Origin of the sequence: Rhodococcus sovatensis (assembly GCF_037327425.1) — a bacterium.
GTDB classification, from domain to species: Bacteria; Actinomycetota; Actinomycetes; order Mycobacteriales; family Mycobacteriaceae; genus Rhodococcoides; species Rhodococcoides sovatense.
The window spans coordinates 4,367,056-4,390,305 of record NZ_CP147846.1; the positions used below are offsets into that span (position 1 = coordinate 4,367,056).

Consider the following 23,250-nt stretch of genomic DNA (forward strand, 5'->3'; position numbering starts at 1 on the left):
AAGGAGCGAACAGTGCGCGGAGTAGTACCGGTGACAGACGAGGCGCCGTGAACACGCTCGTCGTTCAGGAGCTCCCCGATCGTGTGGTCGTCACCCTCGCGCGAGAGAAACAGCGCAATGCCATCGACGCGGAGATGATCGGCGAACTACACGAGGTGTGCGGACTCGTCGAGCAGAATCCTCGCGTTCTCGTGATCAGCGGGAAGGGTGAGCACTTCGCGGGCGGTGCCGATATCAACGAGCTGCGGGCACGGACGCGAGACGACGCTCTGCGCGGCATCAACCGCAACCTGTTCGACCGAGTCGCCTCCCTCCCCCTGCCGACGATCGCAGCGATCCGGGGATACGCACTCGGCGGCGGAGCTGAACTGTCCTACGCGTGCGATATCAGAATCGTCTCGCCGACAGCCATTTTCGGCAATCCCGAGCCAGGGCTCGGGATCATGGCAGCGGCGGGCGCGAGCTACCGACTCCCGACACTCGTCGGCGTGTCCGTCGCCAAGCAGGTTCTACTCGGCGGCCGCATGCTCGACGCCGATGCCGCGCTCCGGTCTGGCCTGGCCATGGAGGTCGTCGACGACCCGCTGAACTCGGCGCACGCACTGGCGGACCGCATCGTGAGGCAGTCTCCGCTGGCGTTGAAGCTGACCAAGACCATTCTCGACGCACCGGGTTCACATCCGTGGGCCGACGACATCGCCCAAGCCGTGCTGTTCGAGACCGAGGACAAACAACGCCGCATGACGGCATTCTTGGAGAAGACGAAATGACAGTTCCTTCCACGGTGGCAGTGGTCGGTGGCGGCCGAATGGGTGCCGGTATCGCCCAGGTGTTCGCAGCCCTCGGCTCGACCGTCGTCATCGCCGAGGCCGCCGATCAGAAAGCTGCACTCGGCCGGGTTGCGACGGGACTCGACCGTGCGCACGAACGCGGCAAGCTCAGCGAGGATCCTGCGGTGATCCTTGCCCGAGTATCCACCGTCGCCGGGCCGACAGACCTCCCAGCCGATCTCGCCCTCGTCGTAGAAGCGGTTCCGGAAGTTCCCTCGCTCAAGGTCGAGGTCCTTGCTCTCGTCGAGAAGGTCGTCGGCCCCGAAACCGTGATCGCTTCGAACACGAGCTCCATCTCCATCGCCGAACTCGGAGCGGCACTGCAGGATCCGTCACGCTTCATCGGGATGCATTTCTTCAATCCCGTTCCGGTGTCGACACTGGTGGAGATCGTGCGAGCACCTGCGACCTCGCCGGCCGTCGTCGAGCAGGTTCGGGATTGGGTCTCATTGATGGGCAAGACCGAAGTCCTCGTCAACGACTCCCCCGGCTTCGCGACGAGTCGGCTCGGCGTCTGTCTCGGACTGGAAGCAATACGCATGCTGGAGGAGGGCGTCGCCGACGCCGAATCCATCGACCGAGCAATGGAACTCGGCTACAAGCATCCGATGGGTCCACTCCGGTCGACCGACCTGGTCGGACTCGACGTACGCCTGGCCATCGCCGAACACCTCGCCTCCACGCTCGGTGATCGATTCGCTCCACCGCAGCTCCTCCGCGACAAGGTCGCGCGCGGTGAGATCGGACGAAAGTCGGGCAAGGGATTCTACGATTGGACGAACGCATGACAGTACGACTGAACATCACCGACGGACTGGCGATCATCACCCTGCAGCGCTCCGCGTTGGACATCGCGACCAAGGTCGCCTTCCAGGAAGCCATCGACGGGGCGGTGGGGGTCCGAGCCGTTCTCATCACAGCCGAGGGCAAGAACTTCTGCGTCGGACAGGATCTCGGCGAGCACGTCGGTGCGCTCGAGGCGGATCCTGCCACCGCGATGGACACCGTGGCAGTGCACTACAACCCGCTGATCCGTTCGCTACGGGAACTCTCGGTACCGGTCGTCGTTGCCGTGCCGGGAGCCTGCGTCGGCGCGGGCCTCGGGATCGCACTGGCCGCGGACATTCGCGTCGCGGGGACCAAGTCGTCGTTCGCGACGGCATTCACCGGCATCGGGTTGGCCAGTGACTCGGGCCTAAGCTACGCGCTGGTCGAGGCGCTGGGCAGCAGCCGAGCCGTCGGGCTCATGCTGCTCGGCGACAAGGTGACCGCCGAGCAGGCGCTGGAATGGGGCCTGGTCCATCGCGTCGTGCCCGACGACGAGGTCCTCGGCGTCGCCGAGACGCTCGCCAGGAAGCTGGCAGCCGGGCCTACCGAGGCGTATCGCCAGGTCAAGTCCCTGGTCCGCGCCTCGGCGTCGGGCCTGTTCGACGCGCTGGATCGGGAATCTGCGGCACAGAAGCACCTCGGGCAGACAGCCGATCACAAAGCTGCCGTCGATGCGTTCCTGGCGAAGGAAAAGCCGGTGTTCTCGGGACGCTAGGCCGCCCTCGTAGTGCGCGAGGGCTCCGCCCTCAGTCTCACGCGAGGGCTCCGCCCTCAGTGGCACGGTTATGCGCGCCCCTGTGCACTTAACCGCGCCACTGGGGGCGGAGCCCCCACCTTGTGCCCCGAGTCACTTCCGTGCATACTTGTTACCAACCGATCATTCGGTAATGAAAGTAGGATCTATGACCACGTCAAATGCCCTGGAACCACTACAGGAAACTTTCGACGCGACCATCGCCTCCGAGCAACGAGTCGAGCCGCGGGACTGGATGCCGGACGGCTATCGCAAGTCGCTCATCCGTCAGATCGCCCAGCACGCGCACTCCGAGATCATCGGCATGCAGCCAGAGGGCAACTGGCTCACTCGCGCGCCGTCGCTGCGCCGCAAGGCAATTCTGATGGCCAAGGTCCAGGACGAAGCGGGCCACGGCCTGTACCTGTACTCCGCCGCCGAGACCCTGGGAGCGGATCGTGCGGACTTGACGGACAAGCTCATCGAGGGCAAGCAGAAGTACTCCTCGATCTTCAACTACCCGACCCTGACCTATGCGGACGTCGGCACCATCGGTTGGCTCGTCGACGGCGCCGCGATCTGCAATCAGGTGCCCCTGTGCCGCAGCAGCTTCGGACCCTACGCACGCGCGATGATCCGCGTCTGCAAGGAGGAGTCCTTCCACCAACGCCAGGGGTACGAGCTGCTCGCGACGATGATGCGCGGCACCGACGAGCAGCGCGCGATGGTGCAGGAATCGGTGAACCGCTGGTGGTGGCCTGCACTGATGATGTTCGGCCCTCCCGACGACGAGTCCCCCAACACCGAGCAGTCCATGAAGTGGGGCATCAAGCGCCACACCAACGACGAGCTTCGCCAACGCTTCGTCGACATGTCCATCCCGCAGGCCGAAGCACTCGGGGTCACCTTCCCCGATCCGGACCTGAAGTGGAACGACGAGCGCAAATCCTACGACTTCGGCGAACCCGACTGGTCCGAGTTCATGCAGGTGATCAAGGGTAACGGCGCATCCAACGTCGAACGTCTTGCCAATCGCCGGGCAGCGCACGAAGACGGCACGTGGGTGCGCGAGGCCGCGACCGCTTTTGCCGAAAGGAATGCGTCATGAGTCAGTTCACTGCCGAGGGCGGCCACGGTGCCGTTCCGACCGAGAACGTGCCCGTCGAGCCGACAAAGTTTGCAGTAAAGGCTGATTGGCCCCTGTACGAGGTCTTCCTGCGCGGCAAGCGCGGACTGAATCACGTGCACGTCGGATCCCTGCACGCTGCCGACGACAAGATGGCGTTGCGTCACGCACGCGACGTCTACACCCGCCGCAACGAGGGCGTCAGCATCTGGGTAGTGAAGTCCAACTCGATCGTCGCCTCCTCGCCCTCGGAGAAGGACCCGTTCTTCGCCCCGAGCGGAGACAAGGTGTACCGACACCCGACGTTCTACGAGATCCCCGACAACGTTCCCCACATGTAAGGCCTGATACCCATGACTGATCACGACAACGCCTACGACGGCCTCGTCAACGAAGATACACACGGGCAGTGGGCATTCGGGACGAGCTTCGACGACCCACTTGCCGGCGTCGACACCACCGTCCCCGACGACGTCGACCTCGAGGCCCTGGCTGCGTACTGCCTCATGCTCGGCGACGATGCGCTGATCAGCTCACAGCGCCTTGCCCAGTGGAGCACCCGCGCACCGGAACTCGAAGAGGAAGTCGCGCTGGCGAACGTCGGACTCGACCTACTCGGGCAGGCCCGGTTGCTTCTGGCGCGCGCTGCGGCCGCAGACTGCACAGTGGTCCCGTACGTCTCCGAGACCTCCCCCGCACCGCCGGAGGACGCACTTGCGTTCTTCCGCGACGAAGCAGACTTCCGCAACGTACGTCTCACCGAACTCGACAACGGCGACTTCGCAAAGTCGCAGGTTCGCCTGTTGGTGTTCTCGACGTGGCGCTTGGCCGTGTTCACCAGGCTCCGCGTCTCACGTGATCCGGTCCTCGCCGCCGTCGCGGACAAGGGCGTCAAAGAACTGACGTACCACCGCGACTACGCGGCTCGCTGGGTCGTGACGCTGGGCTGCGGAACCGACGAATCGAGACGACGGGTTCACGACGCCATCGCGCGGGTCTGGCCGTACGTGTCCGAGCTGTTCGTCCCCACCGACGAGGAGATCGCGCTCGCGCAGGCGGGCGTTGCCGTCGACCCCCGCGATGTGCGTGAAGAGTTCGATTCCGTGCTCGCTCAGGTTCTGCACGCGGCAGAATTGGAAGCGCCGGACGGCAAGGCCGTCGGGACGATCGGCGGCCGCGGCGGTCGGCGCGGAATCCACACCGAAGCGTTCGGGCCGCTGATCGCGGAAATGCAGGTCGTGGCGCGAGCGCATCCGGAGGGAGTCTGGTGACCACACTCGAAAGGACCGCGCGCGAGATCGCTGCCACGGTCATGGATCCCGAGATGCCGTTGCTCACGCTCGACGACCTCGGCGTCCTGCGTGACGTCGAAGAGCGCGCAGACGGCAGCATTCTCGTCACCATCACTCCCACCTACTCGGGATGCCCGGCGATGGCGACGATGCGTGACGACATCGAACACACGCTGCACGACAACGGCTACTCGGATGTCGAAATCGTCACCAGCTTGACCCCCGCCTGGAGCACCGACTGGATTTCCGCGGAGGGTCTGCGCAAACTCCGTGAATCCGGTTACTCGACACCCGGCCCTGCCCCCACCCGCACGAGCGGTCCGGTCCCGTTGACCCTGACGGTCAAACCCCGGCACATCGCGTGCCCACAGTGCGGTTCGACGAAAACACACTTGACCTCGGAATTCGGTGCCACTCTGTGCAAAGCCCAATACCGATGCGGCAGCTGCCTCGAGCCCTTCGACCATGTGAAGGAGATCTGATGACTGTCACAGCCGACGCTGTCGCCACCTCGAACCGAAAGAAGGCGTTCCATACGCTGACCGTCGCCGACGTCGAATCGCTGTGCGACGACGCCGTCGCCGTCACGTTCGACGTTCCGGAGCACCTGACTCACGAATTCGATTTCCGCCCGGGTCAATCCCTGATGCTCAGCCGCACGGTCGATGGCGTCGAACATCGGCGTTCGTACTCCATCTGCGCACCAGCAGGTACCCGCCCACGGGTCGGTGTGCGTGAAGTCAGCGACGGACTCTTCTCCTCCTGGCTCGTCCACGACGTCAGAGCCGGCGATCGCATCGACGTCCAGGGTCCGAGCGGCACCTTTCACGCAGATCCGGCAGTGGCCGGCAGGCACGTTCTCATCGCTGCAGGTTCCGGCATCACCCCGATGCTCTCCATCGCTGCGTCCGTTCTGGCGAACCCCGACGCAGAAGTCGTTCTGCTGTACGGCAACCGCCGCACACGCACGGTGATGTTCGCCGAGGAGATCGCAGACCTGAAAGACCAGTACGGCAGCAGGTTCGACGTCATCCACGTCCTCTCTCGTGAGCCTCGCGAGGTCGAATTGTTCAGCGGTAGGCTCGATGCAGCGCGGCTACGCGACATCCTCGACACCGTGGTCCCGACGCCCGACATCGACCACTTCTGGCTGTGCGGACCATTTGGGATGGTCACCGACGCGCAACAGGTACTCGGCGACCTCGGCGTCGACAAGAGCTGCATCCACCACGAATTGTTCTACGTGGACGACATACCGCCTCCGCAGGAGAAGCACCGCGAACCAGGCGTCATCGGCCCGAGCAGCGAGGTCACCATCGTCCTCGACGGGCGAAGCGTCACAGGCACACTCCCGCAGGACGAGTCGATTCTCGACTCCGCCGAGATGCTGCGCTCCGACCTCCCGTTCGCGTGCAAGGGCGGTGTCTGCGGCACCTGTCGCGCGAAGGTGACGTGCGGCGATGTGGACATGCGTCGCAACTACGCGCTCGAGGACAACGAGGTCGCTGCCGGCTTCGTCCTCACCTGTCAGACATTCCCACTCAGCGACACCGTCACCGTCGACTTCGACGCCTGAGACCGTAAGAGAGCAACCATGACCAGTGTGCTGTCCGCCCCCACCGACACACCCGACATCGAATTCGCGTCGCGAGATCGCATTTCGGCACTTCAGCTCGAACGCCTCCAGTGGTCACTGAAGCACGCGTACGACAACGTGCCGCACTACCGAAAAGCGTTCGACGACGCGGGAGTTCACCCGACCGACCTGAAAGATCTCGCGGATCTGGCCAAGTTCCCGTTCACCACGAAGAAGGATCTACGCGAGAACTACCCGTTCGGGATGTTCGCGGTGCCGCAGGACAAGGTCTCGCGTATCCATGCGTCCTCGGGTACAACGGGAAGGCCGACCGTCGTCGGCTACACCGCGAACGACATCAGCAACTGGGCCGATCTCATCGCACGCAGCCTCCGTGCGGGTGGCGTCAAGCCGTCCGACAAAGTGCATGTCGCCTACGGATACGGTTTGTTCACCGGTGGTCTCGGTGCGCACTACGGCGCAGAACGATTGGGCTGCACCGTCATCCCGATGTCCGGCGGCATGACCGATCGCCAGATACAGCTCATCGAGGACTTCGAGCCCGACGCCATCATGGTCACACCGTCGTACATGCTCACGATCGTCGACGCGATGATCAAGAAGGGCATCGACCCGTCGAAGACGTCACTGCGGACCGGAGTATTCGGTGCCGAGCCCTGGACCGAGGAGATGCGCAAGGAGATCGAGAAGACCCTCGACATGGACGCCGTCGACATCTACGGCCTGTCCGAGGTCATGGGACCCGGCGTCGCAATGGAATGCGTCGAAACCAAGGACGGACTGCACATCTGGGAGGATCATTTCTACCCGGAGGTCATCGACCCGGTGACCGGAGAAGTTCTTCCCGACGGTGAGGAGGGTGAGTTGGTCTTCACTTCTCTGTCGAAGGAAGCGATGCCCATCATCCGCTACCGGACCCGCGACCTGACGCGTTTGCTTCCAGGAACCGCGCGCACGATGCGTCGCATGCAGAAGGTCACCGGCCGCACCGACGACATGATCATCCTGCGTGGGGTGAATCTGTTCCCCACGCAGATCGAAGAGCTCATACTGACGGTTCCCGCACTGGCCCCTCAATTTCAGTGCGTGCTCACCCGCGCGGGCCGAATGGACTCGTTGACAGTACTCGTCGAGGCTCGTCCGGGTGCCTCACCAGAGGTCCATCCGGTTGCCGAAGCAACACTGAAGAAGCTGGTCAAGGACCGGATCGGGGTCAGCGTCCAAGTCGACGTCGTGGCGCCCGCCGCACTCGAACGTTCCATCGGCAAGGCGCGACGCCTGATCGACAACCGACCGTCTACGTGAGGTGACCTGAGGTGGCAGAGGACTTCGAGCGTTGGCGGGATTCCGTTTCGACGGCGTTCGTGCCGCTCGACGTCGTCTCCACCGGTTCGTCGTTGTTCGAGGGTGGGCTGTGCTCGTCGACGCTCGGCGCGATGCAACTGAGCGAGGTAGCTGGGTGCGAAGTCGACGTTCGACGTACGCGCGCGACGATCAAGCGCGCCGATCCTGGTCTGATCAAGGTGGGCCTGCAGGTGACCGGGCACGGCGTCGTCGCTCAACGTGACCGGCAGGCAGTTCTCGCACCGGGCGACTTCGCCGTCTATGACACCAGCGAACCGTACGACCTCCACTTCGGCGAGACGTTCTCGATGTTCGTTCTGATGTTTCCGCGAGATCTGTTGCGCATGGGATCTCGCGATCTCTCAACCGTGTCGGCGCGAAGAATCCACGGCGATCGAGGGGTCGGGGCGTTGGTCTCGCCATTTCTGGCTGGGCTGCGACGCGGACTCGTCTCCGACACGCTACCGACCAGTCCGAAGATCGAGGATGCCGTGCTCGATCTGCTGCGGGCAGCACTCGACGACGCAGCGCCGCATCAGGGACCCGCTGCGACGCTGCTGATGGAAGCAAGATCGGTCATCGAGAACAGGCTAGGGGAACCGAATCTGACGACGGCGACGATGGCTGCGCACTTGCATATCTCGACGCGCTATCTGCAGAAGCTCTTCGAATCCGACGGTTGCACCGTCGCAGGTTGGATCCGGTCCCGAAGGCTCGAGAAGTGCCATCGCGATCTCGTGGATCCACGATTGGAACAGCAGAGCATCGGAACGATCTGTGCCCGACACGGTTTGATCGACTCGTCGAGCTTCTCGAAGCTGTTCAAAGATGCTTACGGAATGTCACCCCGCGCCCATCGCGCCACCCGTGCACCCTAGCGTGCACGGGTGGCCAGAGTCTTCAGAGCACTATCGTGACGACCTTCTCCTCGGTGTTGGCCTCGATGCCTGCCCAGCCGAGCTCGCGGCCGGTGCCGCTGGTCTTCATCCCGCCCCATGGGAGTGCGGGATCGATGGCTGCCCACCCATTGACCCACACAGCCCCGGAGCGAACCTGAGCCGCCAGCAGGTGTGCACGTGAGACGTCACGTGTCCAGATGCTCGCTGCCAGTCCGTAGTCCGTCGCGTTGGCGATGGTGATCGCCTCTTCGGGAGTATCGAACGGGATGACAGTGCCGACAGGACCGAAAATCTCCTCCTGGGCGATCTTCATGTCGTTGTGTGCGTCGGCGAAGATCGTCGGCTCGACGAAGAAACCGTCACGATCGGGACGTCCACCACCGGCTGCGACGCGTGCGCCACCGTCGCGTCCGGCCTGTATGTATCCGAGAACCGAATCTCGCTGCTTGGCGTTGACCAGAGCACCCATCGTCGTCGCCGGGTCGAACGGATCGCCGAGCACCTGCGCAGATGCTGCCGCCGACAACCCGTCGACGACCTGCGAGTACAGCGAGCGATGCACCAGCACGCGAGTTCCCGCCGCGCACACCTGCCCCTGGTTGAAGAACAACCCCATCGCGGTGCCGTTGATCGCCGCCTCCAGCTCGGCATCCTCGAGGATGATCTGCGGCGATTTGCCGCCGAGCTCGAGAGTGGTGCGTTTGAACGTATCGGCTGCTTTCTTGGCGATCAGCCGACCGACGCGCGGACTTCCGGTGAAGCTGATCTTGTCCACATCCGGGTGTTCGACGAGGGCATCGCCCGTGATCTCACCCAGTCCCGGAACGACATTGACGACGCCTGCGGGAACACCTGCCTCCTCGATCAGGCGCGCGAGGTGCAGAATCGACAGCGGCGCGTCCTCCGGCGGCTTCACCACCAGGGTGTTCCCCGCCGCCAATGCGGGAGCCAACTTCCATGCCGCGATCATCAGAGGGGTGTTCCACGGGATGATTGCGCCGATGACACCGACAGGCTCGCGGACGGTGTACGAGTGCGTCGGCTGCCCGAAGTAACCGGCCGTCGGGATGGTCGCGCCCTGAACCTTGTCGGCCCAACCCGCAAAGTGTCGGAAAGTCGCTGCAGCATTCGGAATGTCGAGCATCGTGGGCTGGCCCACCGGCTTGCCGACATCGTGGGCTTCCAGACGGGCGAGCAGATCACCGTCGCGTTCGATGAGATCGGCCACTCGATTGAGCAGCTTTCCGCGGGTGGCGCCCGGAGTCGATCCCCATTCGCCGCCGAGCTGGGCGCGTGCCGCGCGAACCGCAGCATCGACGTCCAGGGCCGTTGCCGAGGCGATGTCGACGAGCGGCCGTCCGGTCGTAGGGTTCACATCGGTGAACGTGCCGCCGTCCGAGGCGCCGCGCCACTGGCCGGCGACGAAGAGTTGCGTCGCGGTGTTCTGGGGCAGCGAAGTCGTTGCCTCGTGTACTGCAGTCATGTTCTCGGGCCTTTCTAGTACAGGATCAAGCCACGGACGTTCTCGGCGTTGCGCATCGCCTCGTAGCCGTCGTTCACCTGATCGAGGGTGTATGTGCGCGTGATCATCTCGTCGAGCTTCAGCTGGCCCTCCATGTACAGACGCAGCAGGTGCGGGATGTCGAACCGGATGTTGGCGTTACCGAACCAGGCGCCCTTGAGGGTCTTGCGCATAGCCGTGAGGTCGAACAGAGACAGCGACACATCGGTTGCGGCGATGTCGCCGACGGAGACGTTCACGCACGTCCCACCCTTCGCGACCAGACTCATCGCCGGCGCGATGATGGCCCCGCTCGCCACGTCGATCGTGATGAGCACCTTGTCGGCGAGCGCACCCCAGGTCAGGTCGTTCACCAGCGGCAGCGCCTCGTCGATCGAGGCAGCGGTGTGCGTTGCGCCGAAGATCTTGGCCTGCTCACGTTTGAACGGCGACGGATCCACCACCACGACGTGGCGGGCACCGGCGAGTGCCGCGCCCTGAACAGCGCCGCATCCGACGCCGCCCATGCCGAGGATCACGACGGTTTCTCCTGCGGAAACTCCCGCGGCGTACACGGCGGAGCCCCATCCGGTGGTGACGCCGCAGCCGACGAGCGCGGCCTTATCGAGAGGAATGTCGTCGGTGATCTTGACGCACGAGGCTTCGTTGACGACGGTCTGCGGCGCGAACGTACCGAGGAGGCATTGGATTCCGGCGTCCTGACCACGCACGTGGTGACGTGCGGTCCCGTCGGAAACCTGGTAGCCCTCGAGCAGGTGAGCGCCGAGATCACAAATGCTGGACTGGCCGTTCGCGCAGGCACGGCAGCGTCCGCACGCAGGAATGAAACCAAGAGCCACATGGTCACCGACCGCGACCGAGTTGACGCCGGGACCGATCTCGGTGACGACACCAGCGCCCTCGTGACCCCCGATGAACGGCAGCAGCCCGACCGGCACGCTGCCGTCACGCACATGCTCGTCCGAGTGACACAGCCCTGAGGCCGCCAATTCGACTTTCACCTCGCCGTACTTCGGGGCGTCGAGAACGAGGTCCTCGATTTCCCAAGGGCGGCCGGCTTCCCAGAGAACTGCTGCTTGCAATGTCACATCTGACCTTCTTTCGAGTGTGTCCTAGGTCATAGCTTGACCTAGGGCGGCCTCGAAAGACTTGTCGTGGAGCGCACAGAAGTTGTCCGTATGCGCACACCGCGATGGATCGCCCAGGTTTCGTGCCAGTTGCCTGCGTGTTTCGCCGCCGGAGCGTGCGACGGAGAGTCAAATTACTCGACACGGTCGGGCCATCCGAAGGCCTCTCAGCAGGCAAAACTAGGGCATTCCTCAATCGAAAGGCCCACCGTGACCCACCATGAATTCCGCGCCGCAGCCGTCCAGGCAGCTCCCGTATTCCTCGATCTCGACGCATCCATCGACAAGGCCATCAGTCTCGTCGAGGACGCTGCTCGCGCAGGTGCCGAGCTCGTTGCATTCCCAGAGACGTACCTGCCGGGATACCCGTGGTACATCTGGCTCGACGCACCGGCGTGGGGATTCCAGTTCACCCAGCGCTACTTCGACAATTCGCTCGAGTACGGCACGCCCGAAGCTGCGCGCATTGCTCGAGCGGCCAAGGAAAACCACATCATGGTGGTCATGGGCCTGAGCGAGCGGTACAAGGCCAGCCTGTACATCGCCCAGTGGATCATCGACGCCGACGGCAAGACCGTCGCGATGCGTCGCAAACTCAAGCCGACGCACGTCGAGCGCACCGTCTACGGCGAGGGCGACGGTTCCGACCTGTCCGTGTACGCCACCGACCTCGGACGCATCGGAGCGCTGTGCTGCTGGGAGCATCTCCAGCCGCTGTCGAAGTACGCAATGTACGCGCAGAACGAGCAAGTCCATGTCGGCGCCTGGCCCAGTTTCTCGCTGTACACCGGCGCCGCCTACGCCCTCGGGCCCGAGGTCAACACCGCTGCCAGCCGCATCTACGCCGTCGAAGGTGGCTGTTTCGTCATCAGTCCCTGCGCGACGGTCTCTCCCGAGATGATCGACATGTTGTGCACCGACGACGCCAAGCGCGCGATGCTCACCGCGGGCGGCGGCCACGCTCGCATTTTCGCCCCCGACGGTCAGTTGATGCACGAACCCCTCGCTCACGACGAAGAGGGCCTGGTGTACGCCGATATCGACACCAGCGTGATCTCCATCGCCAAGGCTGCCGCCGATCCCGCCGGTCACTACTCACGACCGGACGTAACACGTCTGTGGCTCAACAAATCTCCCGGTGACCGTGTCGTGTCGGGGGCCGCCGACACCGCACGTTACGACTTCACCGAAGAAACAGCCGCCGAGGTTCGACTCGAAATCGTCGAGCAGCTGGCACGCGACGAGGACACAGCGCATGTCTGATCTCGAATCCGCAATCCCCGACCATCTCGTCGTTCCGCGCACCTGTCCGCGCCGGACACCCGCTTCGTACGAACCGCCGTTCCCATCGTATGTCGCACGCTTCCCTGTATCCACGAGACGAGTTGTGATGGCGTACTTCGGCATTCAAGGCGCGGCCGGTCATGCACCGTGGGGAGTCGACGGCCCACCTCGCAGCGATCGTGCCCGATACATCGACGAAGAGGGTATCGAAACAACGGTGTTCATCGGTTACTGGGACGACACAACGGCCTTCGACCGCTGGTACCAGTCGACGGGAATCGGTTGGACCGCCGAGGATGGCCGCTTCGTCGAAATCATCCGTCCGACGGTCGATCGATACGAGACACTCTTCTCCTCCACTGGACGGATGGAAGGCGTTGCCACGCTGACAGATTGCCTCAGCGACACCATCGAGGAACATGCGTACTGGGGTGGGGTTCGGGATCGCATTCCGCTCTCCCAGACTGATCCCATGACACCCGTCGGCATGCCCGATATCCGCCGAAGCGGAAACAAGGTCAGCATCGTTCCGCACGAGAACATCTGCCTGATTCGGTCCGGTCAGGACTGGACAGACACCGAGGGCGCCGAACGAGAGATGTATCTGCGAGACGTCGAACCTGTTCTGCGCGCCGGCATGGATTTCCTGCGTGACGACGGCCTGAGCATCGGATGCTTCGCCAACCGGTACATGACGGTCGTCGACGGGGACGGGAAGGACACCGACAAGTCGTTCGGGATGAGCTGGTGGCGCTCGCTCGCGGAGTTGGAAGCGTGGGCGGAGTCGCATCCTACGCACGTCGATATCTTCGGCGCAGCACTGAGATATCTGTCGACGACGGGTCCGGCAGCGTCGCTTCGGCTCTACCACGAGGTCACAGTGGCCTCCGCCGACGAGCAATTCTTCGAGTATGTCGGCTGCCACGATCGCACCGGTCTCCTACGATCGGCCGCGTTGCGTTCTACCATGTAGGTAGAGGAAGGAACCGATCATGACGGATGCGGTACGCACGGACTCGGTCGACCAGGCAGACAGCATCGACTTCTGGACGGCAGCCGTGAGCCGCACGTACGTCGATCTGGACTGTTCTGTTCCTGGAGCGGAATCCGTGATCTCGGGCCACATCGAGTCGACCGATCTGGCGACGTTGGGACTGTCACGAGTGTCCGCGACGGCCCAGAACGTGCTGCGGACGCCCGCCGGTATCTCCCGCGCCAGTGCGGACTATTTTCTGGTGAGCGTGCAGACGTCAGGAACGGGGATCATCGCGCAGGACGATCGCACGGCGATCCTCGCCCCTGGTGACTTCGCGTTGTACGACAGCACAAGGCCGTACAGCCTGCACTTCGACGACCCGTTCGCCCAGTACGTCCTCAGGCTACCCGGCGCGACGTTGCGCACGCTCGTACACGACACAGGTTCGCTGACGGCGAGAGCGGTCTCCGGACGTCAGGGCGCCGGTAAGCTTCTGGTCAGCATGATTTCGTCGATCATGGATGACGTGGACATGAGTGCGGCGTCTGCGGAGGCTGTTTCGCAGAGCGTCGAGTACATCCTCGTCGCAGGGCTCGTCGGACTCACCGGCGTCGAGAAGCCCGCGCCGTACGCTGCTTCGCAACGTCTCGACGAGATCAAGAGGGCGATGGTGGTGAGTCTTCGCGATCCCGACCTCACCGTGGCGCGGGTAGCCGCAGCGCTCCACCTATCGCTGAGCACGGTGCATCGGGCGTTTGCCGGTGAGCCGTACACAGCAAGCGAGTGGATCTGGATACAGCGGCTCGATGGCGTCAAACGGTCACTGTGTGAGTCGCAGAACGCACACACGACGATCGGAGCGCTCGCGGCGTCGTGGGGTTTCACCGATCCGGCGCACTTCTCCCGCGCGTTTCGGTCCCGGTTCGGCTGTACCCCACGAGAGTTCAGAGAACGTTCTTCGCCGGAGCGATAGGGCACCCGGCCGGATCATTCTTTCAGTGCCGGCTCGTCGTCCTCGGCCGTTTCGGCCGCGCTCATCGAATTCCTCGACTCACTTCCCCAGTAGCTCGGCGCTTCGCCGTAGTCGCATCAAAACCTGCAGATCCAATGCCGCGTCCGGGTCGCGCCACTGCGTGCCGATCAATCGATCCACCGAGTCGAGCCGCTGATAGAGCGTATTGACGTGCACTCCGAGACTCGAGGCCGTAGCCGAATGATGGCGCCCATGAGCAAGATACGCCGACAAGGTCTCGAGCAACGGCACCCCACGCTTGTTCTGCTCCACCATCAACGGACCCAGCTGTTCGGCTGTCAACTCGTCCAAGTGTTCACGGGCCATGTGGCTCAGCAGGATTCGGTAGATACCGAGACCCCGGGCAGAGGACACCTCACCCGTCCGACCGAGGGTCGTCAGGACGTCGACCGTCTGCTGGGCTTCCACGTACGCCTTCGACAGCCCTGTGCAACCGCGGGCAGGTTCCGAGATTCCCACCGTGGCACCCGTCGTGAACGGCGCACGCACAGCGGCCGAGTGCTCCGCAGGTATCACAACCAGCACCCTCTGGCCATGCTCGGCGACCACGGTCCCCGACGGGAACTCGAGTGCCGTGATCTCGGCGCGGCTCGCCGCGCCTTGAACGACCGCGATGCAGTACCTCGCGTCGGAAGTGAGACCGGCGAGCCTGAGTTGACGCCGTTCGTCCTCCGGTGACGACGCCGGATGGGAGAGCAGGTCTACAAGAAACGCGTCCTGCCCCCGTCGCGCAGACTCGGCGACTGCGCGCTCCTCGGTCAGCGACAGTGCAACAGCGGGCGCGGCGCGGTCCAGCAGTGATCGGATTCGAGGGCTGTCAGGCCCAGCCGAGACCAGCGTTCCGAGGAAACTCCCGACAGCCGCTACTCGGTGCGCCACCGCGGAGTCGCCGACCACGATGTCCTCGCCGGAGCGGCACCGGTCCAGGAGATGTTCGACATCGGGGGCGAGCTCGAGCAGGGGGCCGGGGACACCCGCGGCGTCGGAAACGAAGTACGCCGCCCGGCCCGACAACGACGCCACCTCCCGCACCAACCGCTGCACTCCCCCACCCTGCAGAACGACTTGCGTCAACGTGCGGTCCCACTGCATCGTCTGCTCCAACTCTGCAGTGCGCGCAGATAGTTGTGCGTTGAGTGCTTCCAGACGTTCGACGGCCCGGACGTTCTCGATGGCGATCGCAGCATGCGCAGCCAGAGCTGAGAGCAGCGCTATCTCACTCTCGGCGAATCGTCTCTCCTGGCGCTTGCAGGCGAACAGCGCACCGATGACGCGCTCGCCCACCCGTAGCGGCACGCCCAGCAGGCCACGCATGTTCTCCGACCGCGCAGCACTGTCGGCACCGGTGATGTGGCGGAACGCCGGTTCGCTCTGATAGTCCGGCGTCCACGACGGAGACGAACCGCCGACGATGAGCCCGACGAGGCCCTCGTCCTGAGCCAATCGGAGCCCGACGAGATTCGGCGTCAGCGCCCCGCTGGTGACTTCGATGACGAATTCGTCCTCGTAGACCGAACCTATATAGGCGAGGTCGACTCCGAGCAACCGCCGTGCCTGGTCGACGACCTCCTGGAGCAACTGCCGATCGTCCCGGACCGTGGTCAACCTGACCGCGATGTCGTTGAGCGCGGCGAGTTCGACGCTGCGTTGCCGTCGTTGGTCCAGCTGAGCATGCAGGCGCAAGGCCGCGTGTGCGTCGGACTCGGATTCGGGGTGGGCGCGGCGGTGGGCCTCCAGCTCGTCGGTCGACGCATCGTCGAGCAGAAGATCCATCCATGATCTATCGGCTTTCATGGAGGAAATCTACATTGGTAGAGATGTAGCTCACAGATAAACTCGGCGCATGCCGATCGTCGAACAATTGCTTAAGTCCGTGCCCGCCGACCAGGTCGTCGTCGATCCGGACATCGTCGCGTCCTACCAACACGACGAGGCCGAATGGGCACCGTATGCAACGCCAGTAGCCGTGGTCAGACCACGTACCGCGGAACAGGTTCAGGCAATCGTGCGGGCGTGCCTGGAGCACGGTGCGGCCGTCGTCACCCGGGGCGCTGGTACCGGCCTGTCCGGGGGAGCCAATGCAACCGAAGGGTGCGTCGTTCTCGCGCTCGACGCAATGAACTCGATCAAGGAGATAGACCAGCTCGAGCGCTACGCCGTCGTCGAACCCGGGGTCGTCAACGACGACCTGCGCGCTGCCTGTGCCGAGCAGGGGCTCTGGTATCCGCCCGATCCGGCCAGCTCACCGTGGTCCACGATCGGCGGCAACGTCGCAACCAACGCCGGTGGGCTGTGCTGCGTCAAGTATGGTGTCACCCGCGACTACGTCATGGGTATGCAGATCGTCACCGGTACCGGAGAACTGGTCCGACTCGGCCGCAGAACCGCGAAAGGGGTTGCGGGATATGATCTGGCCGGCCTGATGGTCGGGTCGGAGGGAACTCTCGGTGTCATCACCGAGGTCACGGTCAAGCTGCGCCCACTGCAGGATCCGCAGCGGACAATCGCCGGCTACTTCGACTCGATTGTCGACGCCGGCCGAGCCGTAGCCGCGGTTGCCGCAGCGGGTTTGACGCCGTCAGCTCTGGAGCTGATCGACAAACAGTGCCTCATCGCCGTTGACGCGTGGAAGAACATGGGGCTGTCCATCGAAGCGAACGTCGTGCTTCTCGGCCGGATCGACACACCGGGCCTCGTCGGTGACCAAGAGGCCGAGAAGATGCTGTCGTGCTTCGACGAGGCGGGCGCAACGTGGTCGGCGGTGTCGACGGACCAGGAGGAGGCCGACGCCCTGTTCGCGGCCCGGCGTTTGGCGTACCCAGCGATGGAACGCCTCGGGCCGGTATTGACCGAGGATGTGTGCGTTCCGAAACGGCATGTGCCGGAAATGCTGTCGCGGATCGAGCAGATCGGAATTCGATACGACACGACAATCGCCAACATTGCGCACGCCGGCGACGGCAACCTGCATCCGCTGCTGATCACTTCGCACGACGACGAGCAAGCGCGAACACGGGCGCAAGCTGCCTTTGCCGACATCATCGACGCGGCATTGGAGCTGGACGGCACCGTCACCGGCGAACACGGCGTCGGGCTGCTGAAGATGCACGGGCTTGTGCAGGAACTCGATCCTGTAGTTCTCGACATGCACAGGTCCGTGAAGAGATCACTCGACCCTCACGGAATCTTCAATCCGGGCAAGGTGTTCGAGATGTAGGCGCTCCAGTGGCACGGTAAAGCGCATTGGAGTGCACTTAACCGTGCCACTGGGGGCGGAGCCCCCTACCCGTGAGAATGCAGCGGCCTCCCGGCAAGCGCGAGATGAGCCTCCCCGAACGCCTCGGACTGCGTCGGGTGTGCGTGGATGAGGTGAGCGACTTCCTCCGGGTATGCACCCCAGTTCACGACCAGTTGTGCCTCACCGATCAGCTCACCTACCCGCGCACCGACCATGTGAATCCCGACGACGGCCCCCCCCCTGCCCGGACGAGCTTGACCCCACCCGACGCCCCGAGGATCTGACTCTTGCCGTTGCCTGCGAGGTCGTACACCGCGGTGTCCGCTGCGCCGTACTGTTCGACGGCCTGCGCTTCCGTCAGCCCGACCGAAGCGACTTCCGGGTTGGAGTACGTCACGCGCGGAATCGAGGATTCGGGAACAGATTTCGGGTGCAGCCCCGCACTATGCTCGGCCACAAAGATTCCCTGCTGGAAACCTCGGTGCGCCAACTGCGGACCACGAACGATGTCGCCGACCGCATAGACACCCTCGTCGCTTGTCGTCAACGACGAGTCCACTGCAACGAATTCACCGTCCAGCGCAACCCCGTCGAGGTGCTCGACGTTGGGTCCTCGTCCGACCGCCACGAGCAGCACGTCGGCGTCCACGGTCTCGCCGGATTCGAGTGTGACCGTGACACCGTCGGGCATTTCCTTCACGCCGACGAAGGGCGACGCTGTCTTCACCGTGATTCCGCGCTTCTTCAATGCACGCGTCAGCTGTTTCGACGACCATTCGTCCTCGGCCGCCAACAATCTCGGCAACGCTTCCACGATGGTCACCTCGGCGCCGAACGATGCCCACACGCTTGCAAACTCGACGCCGATGACTCCACCACCGAGCACGATCGCACGGGCTGGGACGCGGTCGAGTGTCAACGCCTGGTCACTCGTCAGCACTCGGGGACCGAGTTCGATGCCGGGTAGAACCTTGGAGTGCGAACCGGTCGCGAGGACGACCGTCTTGCCGGTGATCCTGCGTCCGTCGACCTCGACGGTTCGGCCACCTACATAGCGGCCGCATCCGGTCACAAGGTCGATCTTGTGCGAGGCCACGAGACCCTGCAGGCCCCGGTACAGCTTCCCGACGACGCCGTCCTTGTACGCATGTACCGCGGCGACATCGATACCGTCGAAACGTGCTTTGACGCCGACGGATTCGCTCTCACGTGCGGTGTCGGCGACCTCCGCGGCATGCAGCAGCGCTTTGGTCGGGATACATCCGCGATGCAGACAGGTTCCGCCGATTTTGTCCTTCTCGATCAGCGTCACGCTCATACCCAGCTGCGCAGCCCGGAATGCGGCCGAGTAGCCGCCCGAACCGCCACCCAGAATCACGACGTCGGGCGTGGTGCTCACGCGAGTGCCACCAGGTTCAGCGGGTCCGACAACAGCGACGCGATATCGGCCAGGAATCGAGACCCTTGTTCGCCGTCGACGAGTCGATGATCGAACGACAGGCTCAGAGTCGTCAGGGAACGCAGAGCGATCTCACCTTCGAACTCCCAGGGCTGTCGACGAATCGCGCCGAAGCACAGGATCGCAGCCTCACCCGGGTTCAGGATGGGCGTACCCGAATCGACTCCGAACACGCCGACGTTGGTGATCGTGATCGTCCCGTCGGCCAAGTCTTCCTGACCTGTTTTTCCGTCCTTGGCCGTAGCGGTCAACACGTTCAAGGCGTGCGCGAGGTCCTTCAACCCGAGTGTGTGCGCGTTCTTGATGTTCGGGACCATCAGCCCTCGCGGAGTCGCGGCAGCAATACCGAGGTTCACGTAACCCTTCGTCACGATCTCCTGGTTCTTCTCGTCCCACTCCGAGTTCAAGCTCGGGTTGGCCCGCAGCGCAACCAACAGCGCCTTGGCAACGAGTGCCAGTGGCGTCAAGCGAATGTCGCGGAAGTGCTTGGTAGCGCGCAACTTCTCCAGCAGTTCGACAGTCGGCGTCACGTCGACAGTAAGGAACTCGGTGACGTGAGGGGCCGTGAACGCACTCGACACCATCGCGGCGGCCGTGTGCTTGCGGACGCCCTTGATCGGGGTGCGGGTCTCGTTCGTGACTTCGGCGGACGCAACCGGCGGCTCCTCGACGCGAGTCAGAAACGCAGCTATGTCGTCGCGTGTCACCTCTCCGTGGGCGCCCGTCGCAGGTACCTCGGAAAGGTCGATCCCTTCCTGTCTGGCGACGAACCTGACCGGAGGCGACGCCAGTGGCCGCGAGCTCTTCTCTGCGACAGGAGCATCGGGAGCGGACGTCACAGTTCGGCTCCCGCGGCGGCTGGCCCCCTCACCCACGACGCCGTACCCGACGAGCACGGGGACCCGCTCAGCCGTGTCGGATCCATCCGCAGTGTCGATGCCGGATCCATCCGCAATGTCGATGATTGCGGTGCCGACCTCGATTGTGGTGCCCTCCTCCGCGTGCAGAGCGGTCACTGTGCCCGCGTAGGGAGACGGCAATTCGACGGAGGCTTTTGCGGTTTCGACCTCGGCGATGACCTGGTTCAGTTCGACGGTGTCACCGACTTCGACGAGCCAGGTGACCAGTTCGGCCTCGGTGAGTCCTTCCCCGAGGTCGGGAAGCCTGAAGCTATTCGTCATCCCTGAAAGCTCCTGTCCACTGCGTCGAGAATCCGGTCGGCGTCCGGAAGGAAGTACTCCTCCAACTTTGCCGGCGGGTACGGAATGGTGAATCCACCGACACGCTGCACTGGCGCTTCCAGGCTGTAGAAGCACTGTTCCTGAACGCGGGCAGCGATTTCGGCGCCGATTCCCATGAACGTCGCCGCCTCGTGCGTGACGACGAGGCGTCCGGTTTTGCGTACCGACGCCGCGATGGTGTCCATATCCAGCGGCGACAGCGACCTCAGATCGATCACCTCGAGCGAGCGTCCCTCCCCTGCAGCGACGTCGGCAGCCTGCAATGCGGTAGCGACGAGTGGCCCGTACGCGATGACCGTGGCGTCGGTGCCCGCACGCACGACACGCGCCTTGTGCAGCGGATACGCATCGGCGATCGAGGCGGTGACGTCGACCTCGCCCTTCTGCCAGTACCGTCGCTTCGGTTCGAAGAACAGCACCGGATCGTCGGATGCGATTGCCTGCCGCAACATGACGTTGGCGTCGGCGGCGTTGCTACAGCTGACGACTCGAAGTCCTGCGGTCTGCGCGAAATACCCTTCCGGCGACTCCGAGTGATGCTCGACAGCACCGATCCCGCCGCCGTACGGGACGCGGATGGTGATTGGCATCTTGACGTTTCCGCCGGTGCGGTAGTGCAGTTTGGCCACCTGCGAGACGATCTGGTCGAACGCGGGGTAGATGAAACCGTCGAACTGTATTTCGACCACCGGCCGATACCCGCGGAAAGCAAGTCCGACTGCGGTGCCGACGATTCCGGACTCCGCCAGAGGAGTGTCGATGACGCGAGTGGGCCCGAAGTCCTTCTGCAACCCGTCGGTGATGCGGAAGACGCCACCCAGTTTTCCGATGTCCTCGCCGAGTAGTACGACCTTGGGGTCGTCTTCCATCGCTCGACGAAGCCCTGCGTTGAGGGCTCTGCCGAGCGGAAGCGTCACGGGGGCAGCGAGTGCGGCGGAGGCTGAAAGTGTCGCCGGGGCGGCAAGTGTGGCGGTCATGACTTCACGGCTCCTTCGAATCCGGCGAGGTACGCGGCATACGCTCGACGCTCCTCGGCGATCAGGGGATGCGGGTCGGCGTAGACGTGGTCGAACAGTGACATCGGGCCGGGTTCCACGGTGCCGAGGCATCCACGGCGCAGGTCCGCTGCGGTGGCGTCGGCACGTTCCTTGACGCGCTGACGGAAGGACTCGTCCATCGCACCCTCACGTTCGAGGAGCCGTTCGATACGGTCGATCGGATCCTTCCGCCGCCACTCGTCGTCGAGAGCGGCGGGACGGTACCGCGACGGGTCGTCGGACGTGGTGTGTGGACCCATCCGATACGTGACGGCTTCGATGAGGGTGGGTCCGCTGCCTTCGCGCGCCCGCGCCAGTGCAGTTCTGGTGGCGGCGAGTACGGCAAGAACGTCGTTGCCGTCCACGCGCAATGCTGGAACCCCGAAACCCCGACCGCGCTCGGCGATCGTGATGTGCGTCTGCACCGTCACCGGTTCGGAGATCGCCCATTGGTTGTTCTGGCAGAAGAAGACCACCGGCGCTCCGAAGCTCGCCGCAAATCCGAGAGCTTCCGAGATGTCTCCCTGACTGGTCGCACCGTCGCCGAAGTAAGTGATGACGGCGCCCTCGGCTCCGTCGAACTTCATGCCGAGTCCGTATCCCGTGGCATGCAGAGCCTGGGAGCCGACGATGATTGCCGGGGTCGTCATGTTGTATTCGTATGGATCCCAACCGGATTGCGTCGATCCCCGCCAAAAACGAAGCATCTGCGTCGGGTCGACCCCGCGGCAGTATGCAACGCCGTGCTCGCGATAGCTGGCGAATACGAAATCGTCGCGCTCGAGCGCCCTGGCCGAACCGACCTGCGCGGCCTCCTGGCCAAGCATCGGTGCCCAAAGCCCGAGTTCGCCCTGGCGCTGCAATGCGGTCGCTTCGGCATCGATGCGGCGCACGACGACCAGGTCCTCATACAGGTCGCGTAGCTTTTCGGTGGTGATGTCGCCGACCAGCTCGCTGTACATGGTCGGCTCGGTACGCACACCTTCCGGTGTGACGATCTGAATGAGCGTGTCGTCGACGGCTGCGGAAAAGGTTGTGTCCATGTCGACCTCCTTGCAGGTTGCACTGTTACCTAAGACACAACCCCCAATCAGCAATAAGCGCAATAGATAGATTTTCAACTGTGCAACCTGCACAGAATACGATCACAAATACGTGCTTATCTTGAGCTCAATGATTCATCACGAGGACGCGGCATCGAGGTGCTGTCACGACGCGTCGACGTTGCCTACGCCAGGGATCATGTGTGTCGTCACGCCGATTCGATTCCAGGCATTGATCGTGAAGATCTGGGCGATCAGCTGACCGATCCGGTGCTCGTCGAAATGCTGCGCGACGCGCCCGTACACCTCGTCGGAGACCCCACCGTCGGAGATCAGCGTGACGGCCTCGGTCAACTCCAGAACGGCCTGCTCTCTCTCGTCGAAAAAGTTGGGTGCATCGCGCCAAACCGAGACGAGCGCGAGCCGCTCCTCGCTCTCCCCTGCTTTGCGCGCATCCGTGGTGTGCATGTGCAGGCAGTACGCGCATCCGTTGATCTGCGAAGCGCGAATCTTGATCAATTCGGCAAGCGTGGGGTCGATACCGTCCCGGCTCGAAACATCCAGCGCGATGAGCGCTTTTCTGACGGCAGGGGACGCGGCGGCGAAGTTGATTCGTGTTGTCATGCACAGGACGCTACGAC

Annotated in this window: 21 protein-coding genes and 1 pseudogene; 14 read left to right on the forward strand and 8 right to left on the reverse strand. The window is 63.8% G+C overall.

Features of this window, described 5'->3' with window-relative positions; translation table 11 throughout:
* Positions 1–47: 47 nt before the first annotated feature.
* The 10 genes from WDS16_RS20395 (at position 48) to WDS16_RS20440 (ending at position 8,628) form a co-directional block, all read left to right on the forward strand.
* A complete protein-coding gene (locus WDS16_RS20395; RefSeq protein ID WP_338887216.1) occupies positions 48–770 on the forward strand; it encodes an enoyl-CoA hydratase/isomerase family protein in 723 nt (240 codons plus the stop codon).
* On the forward strand, positions 767–1,618 hold the full coding sequence (locus WDS16_RS20400; protein ID WP_338887217.1) for a 3-hydroxyacyl-CoA dehydrogenase family protein: 852 nt from the start codon (positions 767–769) through the stop codon (positions 1,616–1,618). The genes WDS16_RS20395 and WDS16_RS20400 overlap by 4 nt, the downstream gene beginning before the upstream one ends.
* Positions 1,615–2,373 carry an enoyl-CoA hydratase-related protein gene (locus tag WDS16_RS20405; protein ID WP_338887218.1) on the forward strand — a complete coding sequence of 253 codons (759 nt, stop codon included), beginning with the start codon at positions 1,615–1,617 and terminating at the stop codon, positions 2,371–2,373. The genes WDS16_RS20400 and WDS16_RS20405 overlap by 4 nt, the downstream gene beginning before the upstream one ends.
* Before the next feature lie 187 nt (positions 2,374–2,560).
* Positions 2,561–3,499 (forward strand): 1,2-phenylacetyl-CoA epoxidase subunit PaaA, encoded by a 939-nt coding sequence (gene paaA / locus WDS16_RS20410; RefSeq protein WP_338887220.1) that lies wholly within the window; start codon positions 2,561–2,563, stop codon positions 3,497–3,499.
* A complete protein-coding gene (gene paaB, locus WDS16_RS20415; RefSeq protein ID WP_338887222.1) occupies positions 3,496–3,858 on the forward strand; it encodes a 1,2-phenylacetyl-CoA epoxidase subunit PaaB in 363 nt (120 codons plus the stop codon). Before paaA ends, paaB begins: the two co-directional genes overlap by 4 nt.
* A 12-nt stretch (positions 3,859–3,870) precedes the next feature.
* Positions 3,871–4,788, forward strand: coding sequence for a 1,2-phenylacetyl-CoA epoxidase subunit PaaC (gene paaC, locus WDS16_RS20420; protein WP_338887225.1), 918 nt, complete (start codon positions 3,871–3,873; stop codon positions 4,786–4,788).
* Positions 4,789–4,829: 41 nt separating this feature from the next.
* Positions 4,830–5,291, forward strand: coding sequence for a 1,2-phenylacetyl-CoA epoxidase subunit PaaD (paaD, locus tag WDS16_RS20425; RefSeq protein ID WP_338893551.1), 462 nt, complete (start codon positions 4,830–4,832; stop codon positions 5,289–5,291).
* Positions 5,291–6,385 (forward strand): 1,2-phenylacetyl-CoA epoxidase subunit PaaE, encoded by a 1,095-nt coding sequence (gene paaE, locus WDS16_RS20430; RefSeq protein WP_338887227.1) that lies wholly within the window; start codon positions 5,291–5,293, stop codon positions 6,383–6,385. Before paaD ends, paaE begins: the two co-directional genes overlap by 1 nt.
* An 18-nt stretch (positions 6,386–6,403) precedes the next feature.
* Positions 6,404–7,711: a phenylacetate--CoA ligase PaaK gene (gene paaK, locus WDS16_RS20435; protein WP_338887229.1), complete on the forward strand. Its 1,308-nt coding sequence runs from the start codon at positions 6,404–6,406 to the stop codon at positions 7,709–7,711.
* 11 nt (positions 7,712–7,722) lie between these two features.
* Positions 7,723–8,628: a helix-turn-helix domain-containing protein gene (locus WDS16_RS20440; RefSeq protein WP_338887231.1), complete on the forward strand. Its 906-nt coding sequence runs from the start codon at positions 7,723–7,725 to the stop codon at positions 8,626–8,628.
* 22 nt (positions 8,629–8,650) lie between these two features.
* On the opposite strand, the gene styD is transcribed toward WDS16_RS20440, so the two are convergent.
* Positions 8,651–10,132, reverse strand: coding sequence for a phenylacetaldehyde dehydrogenase StyD (gene styD, locus WDS16_RS20445; protein WP_338887232.1), 1,482 nt, complete (start codon positions 10,130–10,132; stop codon positions 8,651–8,653).
* Between the two features lie 14 nt (positions 10,133–10,146).
* Positions 10,147–11,259, reverse strand: a complete 1,113-nt coding sequence (locus WDS16_RS20450) for an NDMA-dependent alcohol dehydrogenase (RefSeq protein WP_338887233.1) — start codon at positions 11,257–11,259, stop codon at positions 10,147–10,149.
* A 249-nt stretch (positions 11,260–11,508) separates the two neighbouring features.
* Here WDS16_RS20450 and WDS16_RS20455 point away from each other — a divergent pair, with 249 nt between their 5' ends.
* From WDS16_RS20455 to WDS16_RS20465, 3 genes are read left to right on the forward strand one after another with little or no spacing between them, the layout of a single operon-like run.
* On the forward strand, positions 11,509–12,561 hold the full coding sequence (locus tag WDS16_RS20455; RefSeq protein ID WP_338887235.1) for a carbon-nitrogen hydrolase family protein: 1,053 nt from the start codon (positions 11,509–11,511) through the stop codon (positions 12,559–12,561).
* A complete protein-coding gene (locus tag WDS16_RS20460) occupies positions 12,554–13,555 on the forward strand; it encodes a phenylacetaldoxime dehydratase family protein (RefSeq protein WP_338887237.1) in 1,002 nt (333 codons plus the stop codon). Before WDS16_RS20455 ends, WDS16_RS20460 begins: the two co-directional genes overlap by 8 nt.
* 19 nt (positions 13,556–13,574) lie before the next feature.
* Positions 13,575–14,531 (forward strand): helix-turn-helix domain-containing protein, encoded by a 957-nt coding sequence (locus tag WDS16_RS20465; RefSeq protein ID WP_338887239.1) that lies wholly within the window; start codon positions 13,575–13,577, stop codon positions 14,529–14,531.
* Positions 14,532–14,609: 78 nt separating this feature from the next.
* On the opposite strand, the gene WDS16_RS20470 is transcribed toward WDS16_RS20465, so the two are convergent.
* Complete coding sequence (locus WDS16_RS20470; RefSeq protein WP_338893552.1) at positions 14,610–16,364, reverse strand: helix-turn-helix domain-containing protein; 1,755 nt, start codon at positions 16,362–16,364, stop codon at positions 14,610–14,612.
* 70 nt (positions 16,365–16,434) lie between these two features.
* Between WDS16_RS20470 and WDS16_RS20475 the strand changes: the two genes are divergently transcribed.
* A complete protein-coding gene (locus tag WDS16_RS20475) occupies positions 16,435–17,808 on the forward strand; it encodes an FAD-binding oxidoreductase (protein WP_338887241.1) in 1,374 nt (457 codons plus the stop codon).
* A 65-nt stretch (positions 17,809–17,873) separates the two neighbouring features.
* Here WDS16_RS20475 and lpdA read toward each other — a convergent pair.
* The 5 genes and pseudogenes from lpdA to WDS16_RS20500 form a co-directional block, all read right to left on the reverse strand.
* Positions 17,874–19,228, reverse strand: a pseudogene (lpdA, locus tag WDS16_RS20480) (dihydrolipoyl dehydrogenase).
* Entirely contained in the window at positions 19,225–20,469 is a 1,245-nt protein-coding gene (locus WDS16_RS20485) for a dihydrolipoamide acetyltransferase family protein (protein ID WP_338887243.1), read from the reverse strand. Before WDS16_RS20485 ends, lpdA begins: the two are co-directional and overlap by 4 nt.
* Positions 20,466–21,506, reverse strand: coding sequence for an alpha-ketoacid dehydrogenase subunit beta (locus tag WDS16_RS20490; protein ID WP_338887245.1), 1,041 nt, complete (start codon positions 21,504–21,506; stop codon positions 20,466–20,468). The genes WDS16_RS20485 and WDS16_RS20490 overlap by 4 nt, the downstream gene beginning before the upstream one ends.
* Positions 21,503–22,609, reverse strand: a complete 1,107-nt coding sequence (pdhA, locus tag WDS16_RS20495) for a pyruvate dehydrogenase (acetyl-transferring) E1 component subunit alpha (RefSeq protein ID WP_338887247.1) — start codon at positions 22,607–22,609, stop codon at positions 21,503–21,505. The genes WDS16_RS20490 and pdhA overlap by 4 nt, the downstream gene beginning before the upstream one ends.
* 165 nt (positions 22,610–22,774) lie before the next feature.
* Complete coding sequence (locus tag WDS16_RS20500; RefSeq protein ID WP_338887249.1) at positions 22,775–23,233, reverse strand: carboxymuconolactone decarboxylase family protein; 459 nt, start codon at positions 23,231–23,233, stop codon at positions 22,775–22,777.
* Positions 23,234–23,250 lie beyond the last annotated feature (17 nt).

Bases quoted from the DNA above. Each gene is read 5' to 3' on its own strand.
- WDS16_RS20400 (WP_338887217.1), top strand. From the start codon at position 767: ATGACAGTTCCTTCCACGGTGGCAGTGGTCGGTGGCGGCCGAATGGGT.
- WDS16_RS20405 (WP_338887218.1), top strand. From the start codon at position 1,615: ATGACAGTACGACTGAACATCACCGACGGACTGGCGATCATCACCCTG.
- paaA (WP_338887220.1), top strand. From the start codon at position 2,561: ATGACCACGTCAAATGCCCTGGAACCACTACAGGAAACTTTCGACGCG.
- paaB (WP_338887222.1), top strand. From the start codon at position 3,496: ATGAGTCAGTTCACTGCCGAGGGCGGCCACGGTGCCGTTCCGACCGAG.
- paaC (WP_338887225.1), top strand. From the start codon at position 3,871: ATGACTGATCACGACAACGCCTACGACGGCCTCGTCAACGAAGATACA.
- paaD (WP_338893551.1), top strand. From the start codon at position 4,830: ATGGATCCCGAGATGCCGTTGCTCACGCTCGACGACCTCGGCGTCCTG.
- paaE (WP_338887227.1), top strand. From the start codon at position 5,291: ATGACTGTCACAGCCGACGCTGTCGCCACCTCGAACCGAAAGAAGGCG.
- paaK (WP_338887229.1), top strand. From the start codon at position 6,404: ATGACCAGTGTGCTGTCCGCCCCCACCGACACACCCGACATCGAATTC.
- styD (WP_338887232.1), bottom strand. From the start codon at position 10,132: ATGACTGCAGTACACGAGGCAACGACTTCGCTGCCCCAGAACACCGCG.
- WDS16_RS20460 (WP_338887237.1), top strand. From the start codon at position 12,554: ATGTCTGATCTCGAATCCGCAATCCCCGACCATCTCGTCGTTCCGCGC.
- WDS16_RS20465 (WP_338887239.1), top strand. From the start codon at position 13,575: ATGACGGATGCGGTACGCACGGACTCGGTCGACCAGGCAGACAGCATC.
- WDS16_RS20470 (WP_338893552.1), bottom strand. From the start codon at position 16,364: ATGGATCTTCTGCTCGACGATGCGTCGACCGACGAGCTGGAGGCCCAC.
- WDS16_RS20475 (WP_338887241.1), top strand. From the start codon at position 16,435: ATGCCGATCGTCGAACAATTGCTTAAGTCCGTGCCCGCCGACCAGGTC.
- WDS16_RS20485 (WP_338887243.1), bottom strand. From the start codon at position 20,469: ATGACGAATAGCTTCAGGCTTCCCGACCTCGGGGAAGGACTCACCGAG.
- WDS16_RS20490 (WP_338887245.1), bottom strand. From the start codon at position 21,506: ATGACCGCCACACTTGCCGCCCCGGCGACACTTTCAGCCTCCGCCGCA.
- pdhA (WP_338887247.1), bottom strand. From the start codon at position 22,609: ATGGACACAACCTTTTCCGCAGCCGTCGACGACACGCTCATTCAGATC.
- WDS16_RS20500 (WP_338887249.1), bottom strand. From the start codon at position 23,233: ATGACAACACGAATCAACTTCGCCGCCGCGTCCCCTGCCGTCAGAAAA.